General features: G+C 65.0%; 21 protein-coding genes. 10 read left to right on the top strand and 11 right to left on the bottom strand.

Annotated elements, in window-relative coordinates; genetic code table 11:
- Window positions 1–130: 130 nt before the first annotated feature.
- The 3 genes from WDB66_RS13595 (at window position 131) to WDB66_RS13585 (ending at window position 3217) form a co-directional block, all read left to right on the top strand.
- On the top strand, window positions 131–919 hold the full coding sequence (locus tag WDB66_RS13595) for a 2OG-Fe dioxygenase family protein (RefSeq protein WP_339399148.1): 789 nt from the start codon (window positions 131–133) through the stop codon (window positions 917–919).
- 443 nt (window positions 920–1362) lie between these two features.
- Window positions 1363–3027: a sodium:solute symporter family protein gene (locus WDB66_RS13590; RefSeq protein ID WP_339399147.1), complete on the top strand. Its 1665-nt coding sequence runs from the start codon at window positions 1363–1365 to the stop codon at window positions 3025–3027.
- Window positions 3028–3085: 58 nt separating this feature from the next.
- Window positions 3086–3217, top strand: coding sequence for a putative transporter small subunit (locus tag WDB66_RS13585; protein ID WP_339399146.1), 132 nt, complete (start codon window positions 3086–3088; stop codon window positions 3215–3217).
- A 147-nt stretch (window positions 3218–3364) separates the two neighbouring features.
- Here WDB66_RS13585 and WDB66_RS13580 read toward each other — a convergent pair whose 3' ends face one another.
- From WDB66_RS13580 to WDB66_RS13565, 4 genes are all read right to left on the bottom strand, one after another.
- Window positions 3365–4162 carry a TSUP family transporter gene (locus WDB66_RS13580; RefSeq protein WP_339399145.1) on the bottom strand — a complete coding sequence of 266 codons (798 nt, stop codon included), beginning with the start codon at window positions 4160–4162 and terminating at the stop codon, window positions 3365–3367.
- A gap of 45 nt (window positions 4163–4207) precedes the next feature.
- A complete protein-coding gene (locus tag WDB66_RS13575; RefSeq protein ID WP_339399144.1) occupies window positions 4208–4819 on the bottom strand; it encodes a TetR/AcrR family transcriptional regulator in 612 nt (203 codons plus the stop codon).
- Window positions 4820–4983: 164 nt separating this feature from the next.
- Entirely contained in the window at window positions 4984–5538 is a 555-nt protein-coding gene (locus WDB66_RS13570) for a hypothetical protein (RefSeq protein WP_339399143.1), read from the bottom strand.
- Between the two features lie 181 nt (window positions 5539–5719).
- Window positions 5720–6031, bottom strand: coding sequence for a hypothetical protein (locus WDB66_RS13565; protein ID WP_339399142.1), 312 nt, complete (start codon window positions 6029–6031; stop codon window positions 5720–5722).
- A 197-nt stretch (window positions 6032–6228) separates the two neighbouring features.
- Here WDB66_RS13565 and WDB66_RS13560 point away from each other — a divergent pair, with 197 nt between their 5' ends.
- The 3 genes from WDB66_RS13560 (at window position 6229) to WDB66_RS13550 (ending at window position 9902) form a co-directional block, all read left to right on the top strand.
- Window positions 6229–7395: an isovaleryl-CoA dehydrogenase gene (locus WDB66_RS13560; protein ID WP_339399141.1), complete on the top strand. Its 1167-nt coding sequence runs from the start codon at window positions 6229–6231 to the stop codon at window positions 7393–7395.
- Window positions 7396–7504: 109 nt separating this feature from the next.
- Complete coding sequence (locus tag WDB66_RS13555) at window positions 7505–9112, top strand: carboxyl transferase domain-containing protein (RefSeq protein WP_339399140.1); 1608 nt, start codon at window positions 7505–7507, stop codon at window positions 9110–9112.
- 4 nt (window positions 9113–9116) lie between these two features.
- Entirely contained in the window at window positions 9117–9902 is a 786-nt protein-coding gene (locus WDB66_RS13550; RefSeq protein ID WP_339399139.1) for an enoyl-CoA hydratase/isomerase family protein, read from the top strand.
- A 56-nt stretch (window positions 9903–9958) separates the two neighbouring features.
- Here the strand turns inward: WDB66_RS13550 and WDB66_RS13545 are convergent, their stop codons facing one another.
- Both WDB66_RS13545 and WDB66_RS13540 read right to left on the bottom strand, forming a co-directional pair.
- Window positions 9959–10360: a PIN domain-containing protein gene (locus tag WDB66_RS13545; RefSeq protein ID WP_339399138.1), complete on the bottom strand. Its 402-nt coding sequence runs from the start codon at window positions 10358–10360 to the stop codon at window positions 9959–9961.
- Entirely contained in the window at window positions 10360–10614 is a 255-nt protein-coding gene (locus tag WDB66_RS13540; RefSeq protein ID WP_339399137.1) for an AbrB/MazE/SpoVT family DNA-binding domain-containing protein, read from the bottom strand. Before WDB66_RS13540 ends, WDB66_RS13545 begins: the two co-directional genes overlap by 1 nt.
- A 123-nt stretch (window positions 10615–10737) precedes the next feature.
- Here WDB66_RS13540 and WDB66_RS13535 point away from each other — a divergent pair, with 123 nt between their 5' ends.
- Both WDB66_RS13535 and WDB66_RS13530 read left to right on the top strand, forming a co-directional pair.
- Window positions 10738–12738, top strand: coding sequence for an acetyl/propionyl/methylcrotonyl-CoA carboxylase subunit alpha (locus WDB66_RS13535; RefSeq protein ID WP_339399136.1), 2001 nt, complete (start codon window positions 10738–10740; stop codon window positions 12736–12738).
- A complete protein-coding gene (locus WDB66_RS13530; protein WP_339399135.1) occupies window positions 12735–13652 on the top strand; it encodes a hydroxymethylglutaryl-CoA lyase in 918 nt (305 codons plus the stop codon). The genes WDB66_RS13535 and WDB66_RS13530 overlap by 4 nt, the downstream gene beginning before the upstream one ends.
- Window positions 13653–13707: 55 nt before the next feature.
- Here WDB66_RS13530 and WDB66_RS13525 read toward each other — a convergent pair whose 3' ends face one another.
- The 3 genes from WDB66_RS13525 to speA form a co-directional block, all read right to left on the bottom strand.
- Window positions 13708–15069 (bottom strand): PQQ-dependent sugar dehydrogenase, encoded by a 1362-nt coding sequence (locus tag WDB66_RS13525; RefSeq protein ID WP_339399134.1) that lies wholly within the window; start codon window positions 15067–15069, stop codon window positions 13708–13710.
- 181 nt (window positions 15070–15250) lie between these two features.
- Entirely contained in the window at window positions 15251–16144 is an 894-nt protein-coding gene (locus WDB66_RS13520; RefSeq protein ID WP_339399133.1) for an NAD(P)-dependent oxidoreductase, read from the bottom strand.
- 48 nt (window positions 16145–16192) lie between these two features.
- Complete coding sequence (speA, locus tag WDB66_RS13515; RefSeq protein ID WP_339399132.1) at window positions 16193–18088, bottom strand: biosynthetic arginine decarboxylase; 1896 nt, start codon at window positions 18086–18088, stop codon at window positions 16193–16195.
- A gap of 227 nt (window positions 18089–18315) precedes the next feature.
- On the opposite strand from speA, the gene speE reads away from it, so the two are divergent.
- Together speE and WDB66_RS13505 are read left to right on the top strand one after the other, a co-directional pair.
- A complete protein-coding gene (gene speE, locus WDB66_RS13510; RefSeq protein ID WP_339399131.1) occupies window positions 18316–19170 on the top strand; it encodes a polyamine aminopropyltransferase in 855 nt (284 codons plus the stop codon).
- Between the two features lie 12 nt (window positions 19171–19182).
- Complete coding sequence (locus WDB66_RS13505) at window positions 19183–19617, top strand: rhodanese-like domain-containing protein (RefSeq protein ID WP_339399130.1); 435 nt, start codon at window positions 19183–19185, stop codon at window positions 19615–19617.
- 112 nt (window positions 19618–19729) lie between these two features.
- On the opposite strand, the gene WDB66_RS13500 is transcribed toward WDB66_RS13505, so the two are convergent.
- On the bottom strand, window positions 19730–20836 hold the full coding sequence (locus tag WDB66_RS13500) for a hypothetical protein (RefSeq protein ID WP_339399129.1): 1107 nt from the start codon (window positions 20834–20836) through the stop codon (window positions 19730–19732).
- Entirely contained in the window at window positions 20814–22001 is a 1188-nt protein-coding gene (gene cfa / locus WDB66_RS13495) for a cyclopropane fatty acyl phospholipid synthase (RefSeq protein ID WP_339399128.1), read from the bottom strand. Before cfa ends, WDB66_RS13500 begins: the two co-directional genes overlap by 23 nt.
- Window positions 22002–22154: the final 153 nt, after the last annotated feature.

Below are 22154 nucleotides of genomic sequence, written 5' to 3'. Positions count from 1 at the left end.
GGCGTGATCCCGATCCGCAGCGTGCATCCCGGTGCACGCTGTCGCGCGGCTGGTGCATCCGGTTTGGCGCCGATGCTTTAACCTTCGCATCCCGTCGCATGTCGCGGCGGTGGTCCACGCCGGAACCCGCATGCACGATCAGCCACAGGTGGCGCAGGAACTGGAAGCCGAACTGGAACGGCAGGGTTTTGCCTTCGTGCAGGGCGGGCGCATGCATGAGTGGCTCGCCGCCGGCGGTCTGGATGACTGGGACGCCTTCGTGCAGAGCTGGAACCGGCTGCAGCTGGACCAGTACATGGCCGATGGCGGGCGCTATCGTCGCCGCCGTTATGCGGTGTTCTCCAGTGATCGCAGCGGTCCCTTCACGCTGCGCCCGGATCAGCCGCACTGGCAGAGCCGCGACTACAACCATCTCAATGGTGGCATCGCGCGCTGGTTCGAGCCGATCGAAGCCGACATCGTGCACGGCCCGAGCCTGACCACGGTGCTGCGCTGGTTCCGCCGCCTGTGCAGCGATCTGGCGCCCGATGCCGCCGGTTGGCATGTCGAAGTGCATCAGTTCCGGATCGAGGCCGGCCCCGGTCTTGCCGGCCAGCCCACGCCCGAAGGCATGCATCGTGACGGCGTGGATTTCGTGCTGGTGCTGATGATCGGTCGTGACAACATCCGCGAAGGCACCACCGCGATCCACGCGCTGGATGGCACCCATTTGGGCAGTTTCACCCTGGCGCAACCGTTCGATGCGGCCATCGTCGAGGACGTGCGCGTGTTCCACGGCGTCACTGCGGTGGAGCCGATCGATCCCACACGGCCCGCCGCACGCGATGTGCTGGTCGCCACGTTCCGGCGTGAGCCGTCGTTGTGGGATCAGGCGCCGGTACCGGCGGAGCAGGCCGGTGCTCAACACGGCACGGAATAATCCGCAGCGGTCCAGATATTTGTTTTTAGGAAGCCGGATATTTCCGGCGCGGAGCACTTTCCATAATCTGTTGAGTGGTGCGGTTTGCTGGCGGCTGGCTGGTGTTTGTCCGGATTTAGTGGATATTCAAGCCAAACACCAGAATCACTGGACTTTGGTCAGATATGCCAGCGGATTATATGTTTCCACAGCACATACAGGTGCGGAGTTTTTGCCGGGCAACATCTGTGCTATCATGTGCGGTCTTACGGCTGATTCTGTCACGTATTGCTGCGATCCGATGGGAGCGGATCGGCGCCGTCACCGGATGAATTCTTCGCATTTCTGCACTTTCCAGTGACCTTGATTCACCGGCCATCAGGCCGGACGGGCAGGGCTTGCCTGCGCGCACCGCGCCAGCCCGGGCGCAGCCGTCCATCCACCTGTTCCCCGGAGGTTCCCAATTGAAGGGAGAAACTCTTCACCAGTTTTCCATCATTACGGTCCTGATTCTGCTCGTCGCGTTCTACGGTGGCACCTATCTGATGACGCTGCAGATCAAAAAGAAAAAGGAAGGCACCGATGCCTTCATGGTGTCCAACCGCCAGGTTGATTTCGGCATGGGCGCGGCCAGCATGACCGCGACCTGGATCTGGGCCGCATCGTTCTATGCCGCCGCGACATCCGGTTATACCTACGGAATATCCGGCCCGCTGCATTACGGCATGTGGGGCGCGTTGATGATTCTTTTCATCTACCCCTTCGGCCGGCGTTTCCGCAAACTGGCGCCGAATGCGCGCACTTTGGGAGAAATCATCCACGCCCGTCACGGTGCTTCCAGCCAGATGATTCTGGCCGGCTCCAATGTGGTCGGCAGCCTGATCAGCCTGATGGTCAATTTCACCGCCGCCGGTGCGCTGGTTTCGGTGCTGTCGCCGCTGCCGTTCCAGGCTGGCGTGATCATCGCCGGTGTCGGCGTGCTCAGCTACACGCTGTGGTCCGGCTTCCGTGCTTCGGTGCTGACCGACTTCGCCCAGCTGGTGGCGATGATGGCCATCGCGATCCTGATCATCCCGGCGGTGCTGTTCGCGATGGGTGGCCCGCAGGAACTGGCGGCGAACATGGGCCGGCTGACGTCCGAGCAGGCCAACCTGTTTTCCTCCGAAGCCTTCCTCAATCAGGGTGCGCCGTTCTTTGCTGCGGTACTGGCCTATGCGATCGGCAACCAGACCATTTCCCAGCGCCTGTTCGCGGTGCGCGAGGATCACATCAAGCCGACCTTCATCACCGCCACGATCGGCTACGGCGGCATCGTCATCGGCCTGGGCATGATCGGCCTGATGGCGCTGCTGGCCGGCATCGAGCCGATCGACGGGAACATGAACAACCTGATCCCGCAGATGGTGTCGACCTACCTGCCGGCTGGTTTCATCATGCTGTTCTTCATCCTGGTGATCGGCTCGCTGTCCTCCACCGCCGATGCCGATCTGTGCGCGCTGTCGGCGATCGTGATGGCCGACGTCTACGGCAAGAACATCGCGAAGAACAATCCGGACCCGCGCAAGATGCTGCTGATCGGCCGCATCACGATGATCGCGGTGACCGCCATCGGCATTGTGCTGGCGAGTCTGGCGCTGGACATCCTGGTGATGCTGGTCTTCGTTGGTGCGCTATGGGGTGCCATCGTGTTCCCGGTGATCGCCAGCGTCTTCTGGGACCGGGTCACCGACAAGGCCTTCACCTGGTCGGTGGTCAGCGCGGTGGCGCTGTTCTGTGTGGTGCGCTTTGAGCTGCTGCCGATGACCGGCGTGACCGGGTTGCTGTTCGAACTGCTGGCCTCGGTGGGCGGCGGCGTGGTGCTGGGCTTGATGGCCTTCGGCTTCTTTGGGCGCACCGCCGGCTTCGTGGTCGGAATCCTCGCCAGCCTGGTGCTGGGCTTCTACAGCGTCGGCGCGCTGCGCGAATACACCGTGCTGATGGCCTCGCTGACGGCTTACGGCGTCAGCACCCTGGTCTGCGTCGGGCTCAGCCTGCTGGGCGGCAGCCGCTTCAACTTCGCCCTGATCCGCAAGCGCGTGCGAAGTTACGACAGCAGCGCAGCAGGCAGCGCCGAAGCCCCGTCCGCATGAACACCGCATCCCCCGGCGGCACCGATGCCGGCCGGTCCGTGACAAAGGAGAAAACCCCATGCAAGCAATGACCCTGGCGGCCTACATCCTGATCTGGCCGGTGATTTCCCTGGCCGTGCTGGCAGTGATCGTGGTCGCCACCCTGCGCGACTTCCGCCGCGCCCGGCGCGAGGATCGCGACGTGGTGTGAGGGTTGCAGCCCGGCAGCTGTCTCACCTGTTCCGGGCCTCACGATGCCCGGAACAGGTGCTCCTGTATCCCGACATAGGCGTTGTCCACCACCTTTGCAGAAGGTGTGCCTGTTCGCACTCGCTGGGTCGGACTTGCACCGAGTCGTTTAGCCGAAGGCGTCCAGCAGCCGGATACCCAGCGCAGTCAACGGATTCTCCGGATCCATCAGCAACTTCACCGTCAGGGCCAGCGACATCAGCACCAGCAGTGGCCGGATCATGCGGCTGCCCACGCGCAGCGCCAGATGCGCGCCGAGTTGGCCGCCGGCAATGCTGGCGCCGGCCATCACCAGACCCACCAGCCACAGCACCTGCCCGCCGAGTATCAACGTGAACAGGGCCGCGAGGTTGCTCATCAAATTCAGGTATTTGGTGTGCGCGGTGGCCGAGACCAGGCCCATGCCGAACAGCGCCACCAGCGCGGTGGCCATGAACGAGCCGGTGCCGGGGCCGAAGAAGCCGTCGTAGAAGCCGATGGCGAACATGATCGTCACCAGCGCGCTCTGGCCAAGGCGGGCGCGGGTGCCGGTTTCGCTGGCGCGTGGCCCGAGCAGGAAATAGGCCGCCATCGCCACCAGCAGCACCGGCACCAGCCCGGCGAGGAAAGAGGGGTCGATGATCTGCACCGCGACCGCGCCGGCCACTGAGCCGCCGAACGCGCCCACTGCCGGCCACAGGAAACGGCGGAAATCGATTCGTCCATTGCGCGCAAACGCCAGCACCGCACCGGCGGTGCCGAAGCTGGATTGCAGCTTGTTGGTCGCGATTGCCTGCACCGGCGGAATGCCGGCCGCCATCAGTGCCGGTAACGTGATCAGCCCGCCGCCGCCGGCCATCGCGTCGATCGCGCCGGCGACAAAGGCGGCCAGCGCCAGCAGTGCGAAGATGTCGATACCCAGTTCCACGGGTTCAGTTCGCGCCGCCGAAGGACGAACGGGCCGGTATGCGCCTCATTCCCGCGCACCGACCGCGCGCAGGCAGAAGGTGCAGATCGCGCCGACCAGCCGTTCCTTGTCGCGCAGGCTCTTGCGCGAAGGGCCGATCGGGCCGACCAGCGCTTCGGTGAAGGCGCCGACGATGCAGGCCGCGCTGGCGTCCAGATTCTGTTTCGGAAACTCCCCGCTGGCCACGCCGTGCTTGAGCACCGACTTGAACACATCGCCCAGGCGCTTGCGGGCGCGGATGCGCTCGGCATCCACTTCGGCTTCGGCTGGCTCGGCGATGAAGGCCCAGGCCAGGTTCGGCCCGGTCAACGCGCGCCGCACGAACGAGGCTACCGCCGCATCCAGTTGCGCCCGTGCGTTGTCGCGCGCGCCGATGACCTCATGCAGGATCGCGATCTCGTTGTTCACCGCCGCGGTCAGCACTTCCACGTACAGCTCGGCCTTGGACGGAAAATAGCGGTAGATCGTGCCGGTCGAGACCCCGGCCTCGGCCGCCACCGCCGCGATCTGCGCATTGCGGAAACCACCCTCGGCCACCAGCCGCCGCGCCGCACGCAGCATCTTCTCGCGATTGCTCGCGAGGCGCTCTTCCATCAGACGGGTGCGGCGGTAGGCCATCGGGGGAAATCCGGGAAGCGGCAGGCTCTGGGATGATTCTAGCCCGGATATTCAATGCGCGGCGCGATGAAAGCGATACGGACGCGACTGCATCCGTGTCTGTCACCTGGCCAGGAAGTTCGGGTTGTGCTGCGGTCCTCTTTTCGGTGGCCGGATATTGTTTATCAGGGTTCCTGATAGCTCGGGCAGACGGAGACAGCTCTTGTGTTGTATCCGGTCAGCTCCCAAATGCCATCTGTACCCGTACTGTTGGGGTAGCTTCCCACTCTTTTGAAGTTCCGGATGGTTTCCACACGATTGCCGCATGACTTGATGGTCATCACAGACCCGATTGGCATGTTGTTGCCGGGGAACACCGCTTGGCAGCCGATATGCGAGCACTCGGGATTTCCAGCTTTTCGGATAACCGGGCTTGCCTTGCCATCTGTCGCACAGCTATCGAAAATGTACTCGAAGTGGATATATTCATAATCACCAGCTGCCGTGGGCTTGGCGTGTCTGTTATAAACATCTCTTGGTTCAAGTGTGGTCAGGCTTTCAACGCGGGCTGAGATTTCATTGAATCCGGAATCTCCGGGAAGATGAAGCACCCTTTCCACGCGCGTCGTGCATTCTTCGGTGATGGACTGTGGCTGTGCATTCGTGTCACCGATTTGCAAGAAAAGCGTCGCTATCACGGCGATGAATGAAATTCCTGAAATGCCTGGTTTCAGCTTCATGATGATTGATTCCAGAATATCTTTATCAGGCTATTTCAGCGCAGGCCCGCATGCGAAGCTACCACATCAAATCCCGGTTGCACAGCTACGGCCACGACCGGCCACATGCGGTTACTTCCCGCATCTGCCAAACCGCCAGGTGCGCTTCCACTCGGACGGGTGGCACGAGTCATTGCACGAGTCATCGGATGCGGCTTGCAATGGCTGGTGGATGACTGGCATCGCAGCCGGCAGTCTGGTCACGAAGTTGCCAGCGAGCAGCCGGGACATCGCCACGACCACATTCGCCACGTTGCTCGCGTTGCGCTGCAAGCGGGTCGATCCCGGTGAACGGGGGAACCTCCTCCAGGTGGCCGGAATATGACTCCAGAGCGTGGGTGGCCGGGTCCGTCGGCTGGCGTTGCTCAAGGTATTCGGCAAAGTCGATGACTTCCGACAGCTTTGCCGGCGCCAGTCGCTTGGCGGTGTCGAACAGGTGCCGGGTCTGGCTCATGCCATGTTCCTGCGGCTGCTGGCGGAGGGTTGGAAAGATCATGACGCGAGCGCTGTGGCGTGGCGCAGCGTGCGCAGGGCCATGGGCACTTCGTTTTGACAAAGAACTGAATTAGGATTCATTCCATCAAGGCCACCCCTGCGGCGGCGGTTCCCAACCTGAACAACGCGGCCGTGCGGCGGCGTGGAGTCCCGATGATGTCCCTGCAGCCATTCGATTTTGATCTGGGCGAAACCATCGACGCCTTGCGCGAGGCGGTGCACGATTTCGCCCAGGCGCGCATCGCGCCGCTGGCCGAGGAAACCGACCGCAGCAACCAGTTCCCCAACGCGCTGTGGCGTGAGCTGGGCGAGATGGGGCTGCTCGGCCTGACGGTGGAGGAGGAGTACGGCGGCACTGCGATGGGCTATCTGGCGCATGTGGTGGCGATGGAGGAAATCTCGCGCGCCTCGGCCTCGATCGGGCTGTCCTACGGCGCGCACTCCAATCTGTGCGTGAACCAACTGCGCAAGAACGGCACGCACGAACAGAAGCAGCGCTATCTGCCGAAGCTGGTCAGCGGCGAACACATCGGCGCGCTGGCGATGAGCGAGCCGGGCGCCGGTTCGGATGTGGTGTCGATGCGGCTGCGGGCCGAGCGCCGGGGCGATGTCTTCGTGCTCAACGGCAACAAGATGTGGATCACCAACGGTCCGGACGCCGATGTGCTGATCGTCTACGCCAAGACCGATGTTGCGGCCGGTTCCAAGGGCATCACCGCCTTTATCGTGGAAAAGGGATTCAAGGGCTTTTCCACCGCGCAGAAGCTCGACAAGCTCGGCATGCGCGGCTCCAACACCTGCGAACTGGTGTTCCAGGATTGCGAAATCCCCGCCGAGAACGTGCTGGGTGAGGTCGACAAAGGCGTGCGCGTGCTGATGTCCGGGCTGGATTTCGAGCGCCTGGTGTTGTCCGGCGGCCCGCTCGGGATCATGGCCGCATGCCTGGATGTGGCGCTGCCGTATGCGCGCGAACGCAAGCAGTTTGGCCGCAGCATCGGCGAGTTCCAGCTGATCCAGGGCAAATTGGCCGACATGTACGTGGGCTTCAATGCCTGCCGCGCCTATGTCTACTCGGTCGCCAAGGCCTGCGACCGTGGCCAGACCACGCGCAAGGATGCCGCCGGCGCAATCCTCTACGCTGCCGAAAAGGCGACGTGGATGGCAGGGCAGGCGATCCAGATCCTCGGCGGCAACGGCTATATCAACGACTACCCGACCGGCCGCCTGTGGCGCGATGCCAAGCTCTACGAAATCGGCGCCGGCACCAGCGAAATCCGCCGCATGCTGATCGGGCGCGAGCTGTTCCAGGAGGGCGCACGATGAGGCATCACCACATAGGTCGGGGTGAGCTTGCGAACCCCGACATCGGGGTTCATGCACACCGGACAGCGTTGGGGTTCACGCTGCTCACCCCATCCCGTGGAGCCGCACGATGAGCATTCTGAAATCGCAACTTTCCACCGGCTCCGACGAGTTCCGCAGCAATGCCGCCGCGATGCAGGCACAGGTCGACCAGTTGCACGCGCTGACCGCACGCATCGCGCAGGGCGGCAGTGCGGCAGCACGGGAAAAACACATCGCGCGCGGCAAGCTGCTGGTGCGCGAGCGCATCGATGCGCTGCTCGATCCCGGTTCGCCGTTTCTTGAAATCGCGCCGCTGGCGGCCACCGGCATGTACGAGGACGCGGTGCCCTGCGCCGGCATGGTGGCTGGCATTGGCCGGATCGAAGGCGTGGAATGCGTGATCGTCGCCAACGATGCCACGGTCAAGGGCGGCACCTATTACCCGATCACGGTGAAGAAGCATCTGCGCGCGCAGGAAATCGCGCGTGAAAACCGTCTGCCCTGCGTCTATCTGGTCGATTCGGGCGGCGCGTTTTTGCCGCTGCAGGACGAGGTGTTCCCGGACCGCGACCACTTCGGTCGCATCTTCTACAACCAGGCCACGCTCTCGGCCCAGGGTATTCCGCAGATCGCCTGCGTGATGGGGTCGTGCACCGCCGGCGGTGCCTATGTGCCGGCGATGAGCGATGAAACCGTCATCGTCAAGGAGCAGGGCACGATCTTCCTCGGCGGCCCGCCGCTGGTGAAGGCCGCGACCGGCGAGGATGTCAGCGCAGAAGACCTGGGTGGTGCCGATGTGCACACCCGCATTTCCGGTGTCGCCGATCACTTCGCCCAGGACGACCGCCACGCGCTGGCGCAGGTGCGGCGCATCGTCGCCAATCTCAACTGGGAAAAGCGCGGGCGGCTGGCCGTGCGCGAACCAGAAGCGCCGCTGTATCCGGCCGAAGAACTGTATGGCGTGATTCCGGCCGATACGCGCAAGCCCTTCGATGTGCGCGAGGTGATCGCGCGGCTGGTCGATGGCTCGCGTTTTGACGAGTTCAAGGCGCGCTACGGCACCACGCTGGTGACCGGTTTCGCGCACATCAACGGCTATCCGGTCGGCATCGTCGCCAACAACGGCATCCTGTTTTCCGAATCCGCATTGAAGGGCGCGCATTTCGTCGAATTGTGCGCACAGCGCGGCATTCCGCTGGTGTTCCTGCAGAACATCACCGGCTTCATGGTCGGGCGCAAATACGAGAACGGCGGCATCGCGCGTGATGGCGCGAAGATGGTGATGGCGGTGGCCTGTGCCAAAGTGCCGAAGTTCACCGTGGTGATCGGCGGCAGCTTCGGTGCCGGCAATTACGGCATGTGCGGGCGCGCGTACTCGCCGCGCTTCATGTGGATGTGGCCGAATGCGCGCATCAGCGTGATGGGCGGCGAACAGGCCGCCAGCGTGCTGGCGCGGGTGCGGCGCGATGGCATCGAAGCCAAAGGCGGGCAGTGGTCGGAACAGGACGAGGATGCGTTCAAGGCACCGATCCGCGAACAGTTCGAGTACCAGGGCCATCCGTATTACGCCAGCGCCCGGCTGTGGGATGACGGCATCATCGATCCGGCCCGCACCCGCGAGGTGTTGGCATTGGCGTTGTCGGCTTCGCTCAATGCGCCACCGGAACCGACCGACTTCGGCATTTTCAGGATGTGATGCGATGAGTGGACTGATCGAAATCGAACGCAACGGCGTGGTTGCCACGCTGTGGCTGAATCGGCCCGACAAGCACAACGCCTTTGACGAACACCTGATCGCCGCGATCACTGATGGCCTGCGCGCACTGGGCGCGCACGAGGCGGTGCGCGTCGTGGTGCTGGCTGGCCGCGGCAAGAGTTTTTCCGCCGGCGGCGATCTGGACTGGATGCGCCGTGCCGCCGGTTACGGTTACGAGCAGAACCTGGCCGACGCGATGGGCCTGGCCACGATGCTGCGCACGCTCGCCGAGTTCCCCAAACCCACGATCGCGCGTGTCCACGGCGCCGCCCTCGGGGGCGGCATGGGGCTGGTCTGCGCTTGCGACATCGCGGTGGCCTCCGAGACGGCGGTGTTCGCCACCTCCGAAGTGAAGTTCGGCCTGATACCGGCCACCATCGGTCCGTACGTGCTGCGTGCCATTGGTGCGCGCCAGGCGCAGCGTTATTTTCAGACCGCTGAACGCATCGACGCCACGCGTGCGCTGCAGATCGGGCTGGTGCATGAAGTCGTCGGCGCCGCGGCACTGGATGCGAAGATCGACGAGATCGCCACCGCGCTGCGCGCCGGCGGACCGCAGGCGCAGAACGCCGCCAAACGCTTCATCGCCGAAGTCGCGGATCGCCCGCTCGACGATGCGCTGGTCGCTTCCACCGCCGATGCCATCGCCCGCATCCGCGCCACGGATGAGGCGCGTGAAGGCTTGACGGCGTTTCTGGAAAAGCGGGGTGCGGCTTGGGTGGCGGGTTGATGTTCTTTCTGCCCGCGAGCCGCAGATCTGTGACGCACTGTTCGCCGTTCCCGGCGTCAGTCGGCAAGCTGCGCCGACAGCAGCAGGACGCCGGGATGGCGTGCGAACTTGCGGTCGAAGGTCACCAGACGCAGATCCATGCGTGCCGCTTCAGCGGCGATCAGGGCATCGGCAAAATCGAATCCCTTTTTCATCGCGGCAAGCGCTGCGCTGAAGGCATCCGGCGACTGGAGCTGGACGGCGGGGTGTGCTTCCAGTTGCGCAAGCGCGCCGATCACGGCCTCGCGCGGGTGACGCATGGAATGCAGCAACACCCAGACCAGTTCCGCCTGGACAAGCTGCGTGACATGGACCCGGCCTTCCCTTGCCAGCAGCCGTCGTGCAGTCCGGCACTGGTCCGGCGCTCCGGGATCGTCCACCAGCGCCCGGATCAGCACATTGGTATCAACTGCAAGCATCAGCGGCGGGTGGCGCGCTCGAAGCGCTCGGCAACGGCCTCGCCGATGGCCTTGTCCATATCCTCAAGGCTCATCGGATGTGTCGCTTTCAGGATGCCGAACAGCGACGAGATATCCGTTTCCACCTTCTCCAGCACCACCACCCCGTCGCGCTCGACAAAACGCACGGGCGTGCCCGGCTCGATGCCGAGTTTGCGCCGGATCGCGACGGGAATCGTGACCTGGCCCTTGGCGGACGCTGTCAGGATGCTCATGTCAAACCTTCACCGAAAAGTAAAACCCGTGCGTGCACGGTACGACTTTTCTATACCCGATGAAAGTGCGGCGTACTTGCCGTATTCAGCCATGTGCCAGTCGCGTGTGACCGGAACCGCCTGATGAACATTCGCCCCTTCGACACCCTTCTGATCGCCAACCGCGGCGAGATCGCGTGCCGCGTGATTGCGACCTGCCGCCGGCTGGGCATCCGCAGCGTGGCGGTGTATTCGGATGCCGATGCGAACGCGCGGCATGTGCGGCTGGCCGATGTCGCGCTGCCTATCGGCCCGGCGCCGGCGCGCGAGAGCTATCTGGATAGCGGGAAGATCATCGATGCGGCCAAGCGCAGCGGCGCGCAGGCGATCCATCCGGGCTACGGTTTCCTTTCGGAAAACGCCGATTTCGCGCGTGCCTGCGCCGACGCCGGCATCGTCTTCATTGGCCCGCCGGTGGCCGCGATCGAGGCGATGGGCAGCAAGAGCGCGGCCAAGGCGCTGATGGAGCAGGCCGGCGTGCCGCTGACGCCGGGTTACCACGGCGACAACCAGGATGCGGATTTCCTGCACGCGCAGGCCGATGCGATCGGCTATCCGGTGCTGATCAAGGCCAGCGCCGGTGGTGGCGGCAAGGGCATGCGGCGGGTGGATCGCAGCGAAGATTTCCCCGCCGCGCTGGTGTCCTGCCGGCGCGAGGCCGCATCCAGCTTCAACAACGAGCATGTGCTGGTGGAAAAGTACGTGCTGCGCCCGCGCCATATCGAGGTCCAGGTGTTCGGCGATGCCCACGGCAAGCTCGTGCATCTGCACGAGCGCGACTGCTCGGTGCAGCGCCGCCATCAGAAGGTGCTGGAAGAAGCGCCGGCACCGGGTATGACGCTTGAACGCCGCACCGCGATGGGTGCAGCGGCGGTCGAGGCCGCGCGCGCGGTGGGGTATGTCGGTGCCGGCACCGTGGAATTCATCGCCGCGCCGGATGGTGCGTTCTATTTCATGGAAATGAACACCCGGCTCCAGGTCGAGCATCCGGTCACCGAAATGATCACCGGGCTGGATCTGGTCGAATGGCAATTGCGCGTCGCCGCCGGTGAGCCGCTACCGTTGGCGCAGCAGGAGATTCCGCTGCGCGGCCACGCGATCGAAGCGCGCCTGTATGCCGAGGACGCTGATCGCGGATTCCTGCCTTCGACCGGAACGCTGGCGCTGTTCGATCCGCCGCAGGGCGAGGGCGTCCGCGTGGACAGCGGTATCGAGACGGGCGATATGGTGTCGCCGTTCTACGACCCGATGATCGCCAAACTGATCGTGCATGGCCCGGACCGCGACACGGCGCTGGCAAGGATGCGCCAGGCGCTGGCGACCACACGCGTGGCCGGTGTCGCCAGCAATGCCGGCTTTCTACAGCGCCTGATTGGGGTCGATTCGGCTTTCGCGCGCGCCGATCTGGATACCGGCCTGATCGAGCGCGAACACGATGCATTGTTCCCGCCATCCACGCCGGCTTCGCCCCGCCAGATCGCGCTGGCGACGCTGGCCGCGTTGCTGGATGAAAGTGCCGCGCGCGACGCTGCCGATCCATATTCGCCGTGGGCCGCGACCAATGGCTGGCGCCTGTCCGGCTCTGCCACGCGGCAACTGCGCTGGCACGAAGGTGACACCGTCCGCATCGCGCAGGCGCAGTGGGTGGCCGATAACTGGCGCATCGATGTGGATGGTGAATATTTCTCCACCAGCGGCACGCGCGACGGGCATCTGCTGCACGCACGGCTCGATGGTGCCGCCGTCAGCGCCGCCGCGCTGGCGCACGAGGGTGCGCTGCATCTGTTCGATGGCGGCGCACCGCGTGTGCTGCGTTTCGACGATCCCATCGCGCAGGCCGAAAGCCACGGCGCGCACGGCGGTGATCTTTCCGCACCGATGCCCGGCCGCATCGTCGCGCTGCTGGCCGAACCCGGGAAAGTGCAGGCTGGCACGCCGCTGCTGGTGATGGAGGCGATGAAGATGGAACACACCGTCACCGCGCACCGCGATGGCGAACTGAAGGGCTACCGCGTCGCGGTCGGCGACCAGGTGGCCGACGGCGCCGCGCTGGTGGATTTCACGGCGACGGAGGACGAGGCATGAGCAGCAACGATCAGATCCGCATCGTTGAAGTCGGCCCGCGCGATGGCCTGCAGAACGAATCCGCACAGGTGCCCACCGCGACCAAGATCGCGCTGATCGACCGGCTTTCGGCCTGCGGTTTTCTGGTGGTGGAAGCCACCAGCTTCGTCAGCCCGAAATGGATTCCGCAGATGGCCGATGCGGCCGAGGTACTGGCCGGCATCACCCCGCGTGAAGGCGTGATGCATCCGGTGCTGGTGCCCAACGAAAAAGGGCTTGAGCGCGCGCTGGCATCAGGTGTGCGCGGGATCGCCGTGTTCACCGCCGCCTCGGACGCGTTCAATCTGAAGAACACCAACATCGACGTGGACGGCTCGCTGCAACGCCTGACCCCGGTCGTGGCGCGCGCGCGCGAGGCCGGCCTGTGGGTGCGTGGCTATGTCTCCACCGTGCTCGGCTGTCCGTACCAAGGTGCGGTGCCGCTGGCCGACGTGGTGCGCGTGACTGCCGCGCTGCACGAGATGGGCTGCGCCGAGATATCGCTCGGCGACACCATCGGCGTCGGCACCGCGAAACAGGCCCGCGAGATGCTGCAAGCCTGCGCCAGCGAAGTGCCGATGGAGCGCCTTGCGGTGCACTTCCACGATACCTATGGCCAGGCGCTGGCCAATGTCTTCGCCTGTCTGGAAGCCGGCGTGCGCGTGGTTGACGCTGCCGTCGCCGGATTGGGTGGTTGCCCTTACGCGCAGGGTGCCAGCGGCAATCTGGCGAGCGAGGATCTGGTCTGGCAACTCGAAGGGCTGGGCCTGCGCACCGGCGTGGATCTGGACGCGCTGTGCGACACCGCGCGCTGGATCAATGCCGAACTTTCGCGCGAACCGGCCAGCAAGCTGGCGCGCATCCCGAACGAACGGCGCTTCGGCCGCGCGCACTGACGGTCAGGATCAGGTCCAGCGCACAGTGGTGCTCGCTGCACGCCGGACCCGGACATCACGGACTTTCGAAACCGTCGGCGAAGATCGATTCCTGCGCCATCGGGCCGACGATACGGCGCACGATGCCGCTGCCCATGTGATTGACGTACAGGTGCCCGGCTTCGTCCTCGCCGAAGCTGGTGATGGTGCCCATGCTGGTCCAGGTCTTCGCGATCGACCAGGTTCCATCGCTTTCGGTTGCGGCGAACACCTTGCCGCCCATGCCGTAGTCACCGAAGAACAACACCCCGTGCAGGCCGGTGTACGGGCCGCGATAACGGTAGCCGCCGGTGATCGAAATGCCGACGCTGCGCGGATAGACGACGATGGGGTCGGTGCGGCCGGGCAGCGTGCAGACGTTCGAGGAACTGCCGCGCAGGTTGAATCCCTCGCAAACTTTCCAACCGAAATTCAGGCCGCTGGCGGCGCCGGACACCAGATTCATTTCTTCCCAGGTGCTTTGGCCCACATCGCCGATGATCAGGTCATGCGTCTGGCGATCAAAGCTGAAGCGCCACGGATTGCGCAGGCCGTAGTGGTAGATCTCGTCGCAGGCACTGGCGCTGCTCCCGGCATCACCGGCGAACGGGTTGTCGGGCGGGATGCCATAACGGCGCAGCGCAGGATCGGCGCCGCACAGGTCGGCCCCGTCCGGTGTGTCGGTGCTGTCCACGTCGATACGCAGCATCTTGCCCAACAAGGCAGGGGAGCTGGCATTGCCGCGCGGCACTCCGGTGGGCGCCGGTCCGGTGAATATGTCGTCCGCCGAGCAGCCACTGATCCCGGCCGGTGTCAACGACTGCCCGGCATTGCACGGGTCATTGCTGTTGCCGCCATCGCCCATGCCGACATACAGATAACCGTCCGGGCCGAAGTGGATATCGCCGCCGTTGTGGTTCGCGAACGGCTGGTATACCCGCAGAATGACCTGGCCGCTGGATGCGTTGGCCTGGTTCGGGTCTGTGCCCGAAACCTGATAACGGGCCACCACGGTGTCGCCACTGCTGTCGGTGTAATTGATATAGAACTGGCCGTTGTCGAGGTACTGCGGATGAAAGGCCAGCCCCAGCAGGCCACGTTCGCCGCTATTGCTGAAGTTCAACGGCGGCGCGGTACCGCCTGATCCGATATTGAGAAAGGGCGTGGCCAAGAGGTTGCCGTCGGAGTCCACCACCCGGATCTGGCCGCCTTGCGTGGCCAGGAACAGGCGGCCGCTGCCATCGCCTGCATGGCGGATGGCGAGCACGCCGGGCACGCCGGTGACCACGTCCTGGAACTGCACGTCGTCCAGCGCCGAGGCGGGTGTATCGGCGGGCCAGAGCAGGGCGGCAAACAGGCAGGCAGCGAGCAGGCAGGAGCCGATGGAATGCGCGTTCATCAGTGATTTCCCCGGTGCGTCCAGCGCGCTGCATGTATCGGGCGGCCCGTGCAGCGGGCGCTCCGGATGCTGCGTGTACGCGATCAGACGGTGGCCCCTGCGCCGCCTTTATACCGCAAAGGGACAGGCACAAAAACCATCGGCGGCAGTGCTGCAACGCCGCATGCGGACCGGGTGCGGATCAGTCGCCGGACAGCTTCAACGCGATCAGCGCCGAAGTGTCGGCATCGCCGAAACCTTCTTCGACCAGGGTGTTGTAGTCGGCCAGTGCCTGCATTGTGGCGGGGTGCGCGACCCCGGCGGACGTCGCCGTGGCGCTGGCGATGTGCAGGTCCTTGAGCATGTGCGCGCACTTGAAGCCGGGGACGAACTCGCCACGCAGCATCGTTGCGCCGCGTTTGTCCAGAAACCAGTTCGCGGCCGCGCCCGAGCCCAGCGTCGGCAGCAACGTGTCGGCATCCAGTCCGAGTTTCGCGCCCAGTGCCAGCGCTTCGCAGACCGCTTCGTTGATGCCGGCCACCATCACCTGATTGACCGCCTTGGTGGCCTGTCCGGCGCCGGTGACACCCATCAGCGAGATGCGTGCGGCGTAGCATTCCAGTGCCGGTCGCACGGTTTCCAGCAGCGCGGCCTCACCGCCGCACATGATCGAAAGCCTGCCGTTGCGCGCACCTTCCACGCCGCCGGAGACCGGCGCATCGATGAAGCCGATGCCGCGTTCGGCCAGTATTGCTGCGGCGCTGATCGCGGTATCGCGCGCCACCGTGGAGTGATCGACGACGATGCCGCCCGGTTTCAGCACCGGCGCCAGCGCCCGCACATTGTCCAGCACATCGGTATCGCCCGACACGCACAGCATCACCACATCGCAATCGGCGAAATCGGCCGGTGCGGGTGCCGCCTTCACCTTCAGGGCCGCCGCCAACGCCTCGGCCTTGGCGAGCGTGCGGTTGCCGACCACCGTCAGCAGGTCTTTTGCGGCCAGGTGGCCGGCCATCGGCGCACCCATCGCACCCAGGCCAATGAAGCCGCAGCGCAGGTGCGAGTGCGTGTGGGAAGGTGCAGGTGTCGTCATCACGGCCTCAACAATCAGGTTATTCCGGCGGGAAGTGGGAATGCTCGCTCAGGCTTTGCCCAGCGATTCATCAGCCAGGTAGGTGTAGCCGGTCAGGCCGGCTTCCAGGGCGGCGGCAAGCTGCTCGGATTCATCGGCGGGCAGCGCGGCGGCCGCGATCATGTGGGCGTAACGCGCGCGCAAATCGCTCAATTGGTAGCCAACATAGTCCAGCATCACGTCCGAGGTATCGCCACGGCGGCTGCGCTCGAAGCGGAAGTGGCCGTTCTCGAGCCGCAGGTCCACCGCGTCGGTGTCGCCGAACAGGTTGTGGATGTCGCCCAGCGTGTCCTGGTAGGCGCCAACCATGAAGAAGCCGAGGCGATAGCTTTCGCCAGGAAGCGGCTGGTGCAGCGCCATCGACGTGTCCAGATCGCCATCATCGACATAGGTGTCGATGCGGCCGTCCGAATCACAGGTCAGGTCGGCGATCACGCCGCGTCGGGTCGGGGCTTGGTCGAGCCGCGCGATCGGCATGATCGGGAACACCTGCTCGATGGCCCAGACATCGGGCACCGATTCGAACACCGAGAAGTTCACGAAATACTTGTCGACCAGCCGTTCGGCCAGTTCGTCCAGCACCGCGCGATGGTTTTTCTCGTCGTAGGAGAGTCGGGCCCGCACGCCGTGCGCGATGGCGTAGAAAAGATCATCCAGGCGCGCGCGCTGGCGCAGGTCGAGTTGGCCCAGGGCGTACAGGTCCAGGCCTTCGGACTGGTAGTGCTGGGCCTCGTGGAACAGTTCCTTGGCCGGGCGCTCGCCGAGTGCGGCGTGCACTTCGCGCAGGTGGCGGATCACGGCCGGTTCGTCGTCTTCCGGTGGCGGCACCGAGCCTTGCGGCGCGGCCTCCACTTCCGAGACGTTGGCCACCAGCACCGCGTGGTGTGCGGTCAGGGCGCGGCCGGATTCGGTCAGCACGCGCGGCGGCGGCAAGCCGTGCACGGCGCAGGCTTCGGCCAGCGGCTGCACAATGGTGGCGGCGTACTGGGCCAGGCCGTAGTTGATCGAACAGAAGCCGCGCGAGCGCGTGCCTTCGTAGTCCACGCCGAGGCCGCCGCCCACGTCCATGTAGCGGATCGCGCAGCCGGCGCGCGAGACTTCGACGAAATAGCGCACTGCTTCGCGCATGCCGTTGGCGATGTCGCGCACATTGGAAATCTGGCTGCCCATGTGGAAGTGCAGCAGTTGCAGGCAATCCAGCAGATCGGCGTCGCGCAATTGCGCGATCAGGTCCAGCAGCTGGCGCGGCGAAAGCCCGAACTTGGCCTTGTCGCCGCCGGAGTTCTGCCATTTGCCGGCGCCCAGCGAGGCCAGCCGCATGCGCACGCCGAGGCCGGGCTTGACGCCCAGCGCGCGCGCTTCCTCGATCACCAGCGGCAGCTCGGAGGCCTTCTCGATGACGATGAAGGTGTTGAGGCCGAGCTTGCGGCCGATCAGCGCCAGGCGGATGTATTCGCGGTCCTTGTAGCCGTTGCAGATGATCGTGCCGCCCGGGCGCGAGAGCGCCAGCACGGCCATTAGTTCCGGCTTGGAACCGGCTTCCAGGCCGAAACCTTCACCGGCGTGGCGCGCCAGTTCGCCGGCCACGCTGCGGTGCTGGTTGACCTTGATCGGATAGATCGCGGTGTAGCCGCCGCTGTAGTCCAGGTCCTGCATGGCTTGTGCGAACGCGGCCTGCAAGCGCCCGAGGCGATGCCCGAGCACATCGGAAAAGCGCAGCAGCAGCGGCAGCTTCAAGCCGTCGGCCAAGGCCGCGTCGACCGCTTCGGGCAACGCGATCTGGGGGCCGTCGGCACCGTGTGGCCGAACCGTCACGCGGCCCCGGGCGTCGATGTCGAAATAGCCTTCGCCCCAGTGGGCAATGGAATAGGTGCGACGGGCGTCGTCGATGGACCAGGCACTCATGGGCGGGCTGAACCGTTAAATGGGCGGCAGATGGTAGCAAGGAGCGCCGGTACGGAGGCGGCGGATGGCGTCGCCGGGGCCGCCGTTGCAGCGGCAAATCCATCACCGCCGGGTCAAACCGGAACAGTTGGCAACAGGCCTGCCCGGGTAGCGGAAGCCTGCGCCGCCGCATTCGGCTACAATCCGCCGGCTTTGCAGCCCCTTTCACCTTTCTTTGCGGAAACTCAATGAGCGCCGACGCTTCCACCTGGTTTTACGAGAACTTCGAGCAGTCCGGCTCGGCCATCGGCTTCCGGGTGAAGAGAAAGCTGGATGAAGTCCAGTCGCCGTTCCAGAAGATCGAGATCTGGGAAACCACCGATTGGGGCAACCTGATGGTGATCGACGGCGCGATCATGCTGACCTCGCGCGACAACTTCCTGTACCACGAGATGATGGCGCACCCGGTGCTGTTCACCCACAGCAATCCCAAGCGCGTGGTGATCATCGGCGGCGGCGATTGCGGCACGCTGCGCGAAGTGCTCAAGCACAAGGAAGTCGAGCACGCGGTGCAGGTGGACATCGACGAGCAGGTCACGCGCATGGCGGAAAAGTATTTCCCCGAGCTGTGTGATTCCAACGCCGATCCGCGCGCCGAGCTGCTGTTCGATGACGGCATCGCCTACATGAAGAACGCTGCGCCCGAGAGCATCGACGTGATCATCGTGGATTCCACCGATCCGGTCGGCCCGGCCGAGGGCCTGTTCAACGAGGCTTTCTACCAGTCCTGTGTCAAGGCGCTGCGTCAGGGCGGCATCCTGGTGCAGCAGTCAGAATCGCCGCTGGTGCACCTGTCGCTGATCAAGTCGATGCGCCACCACATGACTGCCGCCGGCTTCGCCCACTGCCGCACGCTGCCGTTCCCGCAGCCGTGCTATCCGACCGGCTGGTGGAGCTGTACGCTGGCACGCAAGGGCGGTGAACTGGCCGGCTACCGCGAGCGCGGAGCGCAGTCCAAGAGCTTCCCGACCCGCTACTACAACGTCGATGTCCACCGCGCCGCGCTCGTGATGCCCGAGTTCATGCGCGAGCTGGGCGAGTGATGAGGACTTCCCGTGTTGCTTGAACGCCTGCCCGAATTCATCAGCGCCCACCCGATCCTGTCACTGGGTTTTGTCGCACTGACCTTCGCGCTGATCGCCAACGAGGTGTCGCGCTTCACCCGTGGCTACAAGGCGCTGACGCCGGCGCTGTTGACCCATCTGATCAACCGCGAGAGCGCGCTGGTGGTGGACGTCAGCCCGATCAACGACTTCGAGAAGGGCCACATCGTCGGCTCGAAGAACGTGGTGATGAGCCAGTTCAGCCCCGAGAACACGCACCTGGCCAAGGCCCGGGAACTGCCGGTGGCGGTGGTCTGCCGCACCGGCATGGTCTCGGCGCAAGCCGCAAAACGCTTGGTCAAGGCCGGTTACCAGAAGGTCTACTGGCTCGAAGGCGGCATCGGCGCCTGGCAATCGGCAGACCTGCCGCTGGCACGCGGGCGCTGAGCCTGCGCATTGCCCAGAACCCTTGAAACGGCCTGCATGCGGGCCGTTTTTCATTCCGGGCCGATATTGATCTGCACGGCTTGATGCCGCACGGCTGCGCCGCACAACAGGATCATCGCGCGCCCGTTTCGGGTTCCTCGCACTGGTTTGCGGAAATGTCACGCACGCCGTTGCGCAGTGCGCGCAGGCCTTGTTGCGCCGGATGCCGGGGAACCCAGCCGGAGAAGTGATCCGCCCGCAGGCGCTCGGCCTGCTGCAGCTGCTCGGGAGACAGCTGTGCCTGCAATTGTTTGATGGTGTCTTCCAGCAAGGGGTCGCTGTGTTCTTCGTCCGTCAGGGTCTGTTGCAATTGGCGGTGCAGCGCCAAGGCCGTGACTGCGTCCGGTGTCACCGCCTGATCCAGAAGCCAGCGCCTTTGCCGTGGCAAGGGCGAGTGGGCGATGGCCAGCACGGCGAGCATTTCCACATCACCCTCGTGCATCAGCTGCCACGCCATTGCGGGGGCTTCCTGCCGGAACGTTGCCAGCTCCGGCAGTGCTTCCAGCAGGCTGTCCCAGCGGAACGCGTTGCCGCTGGCGTACTGCTTCATCGCTGCGCGGTTCCCGGCCCGGGCGGCGCGATGCCAGATATCGGCCATGGTGGCGGGGCTGGGCGGAGCCAGGTTTCCGCAATGGTGCTCGGCCAAGGACAGCGCACCTTCGCGACGTTCCAGCTCGGCCTCGAACTCGACCAGTCGCGTGTCGGCCTGATCGGGCGGGAGGTGCTGGATGATCTCCAGTCTGGTGTTCTGCGCTTTCAACCAGTCGTCAAATTCCAAGCGTTGCAGTGGCAGGCTGCGGCAATTCAGATGACCCGAGGCAAGCCGGCATCCTGCCGCACCGTCGCCGTTCGCTGCACGTTCTTCCAGTTCGCTGACGGTTTCATGGAAGGGCAGATCCCATGCAGGCAATGGCATCTCCGCATGGAAAGGCACCGGAGCCAGGGCAGCTGGTTCCATGGAGGCGGGGATCAGGGCCGGCGCCGGCTGCCGCTCCACATACGTGGGCAGCGGATCATCCGTGACCGGCAGCGTGCGATCACGTTGGATCAGCGACCAGCCGGCCCATGCGAGCAGCAGCAGGGCTGGAGCCAGCAGAAGTGCAGGGCGACGGTATTTCATTGAGGGGACGGGAGATTCTGGAAGCACCGATGTTGGCTCATTCCGGCCGTCGATAGCCACCGGCCACGCCGTGCGGTGACAGCACGAATTGCCACAGTTGCAGCGTGCGGGCGCGGAAGGCGCCGGCGCAGGCCAGCAGGTAGTAGCGCCACATGCGTGCGAAGCGTTCGCCGTACTGCCCGGCGAAGCGCGGCCAGGCGGCCTGGAAGTTGGCATGCCAGGCCATCAGCGTGGGGTCGTAGTCGGCACCGAAATTGTGCACGTCTTCGATCACGAAACGGGTTTCGGCGTGGCGCGCGACATCGCTGATTGCCGGCAATTCGCCATTGGGGAAGATGTAGCGGTCGATCCACGGGTCCACCCCGCCACGGGTGTGGTTGCGGCCGATGCTGTGCAGCAGGAAAAGGCCATCGTCGGCCAGGCAGCGGCGCACCATGTCGAAATAGGCCGGGTAATTGCGCCTGCCGACATGTTCGAACATGCCGACCGAGGCGATGCGGTCGAAACGCTGGCGTGCGTCCGCGTTGAAGCTGCGGTAATCGGCCACTTCGACCTCTATCTTGACCGGCAGCTGTGCCAGCGCTTGGCGCACATGCGCGCCCTGTTCGGCGGATACCGTCAGCCCGGTGCAATGCACGCCGCGCTCGGCCGCAACCCGCATCAGGCTGCCCCAGCCGCAACCGATGTCGAGCAGGCGCATGCCCGGTTCCAGCCCCAGCTTGCGGCAGATCAGCTCCAGCTTGTTGCGCTGCGCGGTGTCCAGATCCGCTGCCGGCTGGCCGTCGGGGTTGCGCCAGTAGCCGCAGCTGTAAGCCATCGTCGGGCCCAGCATCGCGGCGAAGAAGTCATTGCCCAGATCGTAGTGCGCCTGCCCGACCTTGAATGCGCGGCGCCGGCTCTGGCGGTTGAACAGGCGGGCCTTGAATACTTGCCAGGCCAGCCCGGCGGTGACCTGTTCGTCGAGCCGCGCGGTCAGGACGCGCTCGAAGAACATATCCAGCTGCGGCACATCCCAGGCGCCGTCCATGTAGCTCTCGCCCAGACCCAGGCTGCCCTGTGCCAGCACCCGGGCAGCCATCGCCGGATCGTGGACTTGGAGATCCCACGGGCGTTCGCCGCCGATGCGGATATCGGCGTGCGCCAGCAACCTGTCCAGCGCGCGCCAGGCAGCACTGGAGTCCGGCAGCACGGCCGGCGCGGCGGTGGTTCCGGTGGGCGCATCCATCGTCGTGTGTCCGCAGGATGTTCCTGAACAGTGTGCCGCAGCCGTCACGCTCTGTCCTGTTGCACGGCGTCAATGTCATTGGACTGTCACGGCAGCTTCATATCGTGTCGCGTTTCCACAGGCCGGGTCGCACCACGCAAGGGCGCCGGGTCC

Origin of the sequence: Denitratimonas organivorans (genome assembly GCF_037478135.1) — a bacterium.
Taxonomy (GTDB): Bacteria; Pseudomonadota; Gammaproteobacteria; order Xanthomonadales; family Xanthomonadaceae; genus Denitratimonas.
This window is presented reverse-complemented; position numbering and strand designations above follow the sequence as displayed.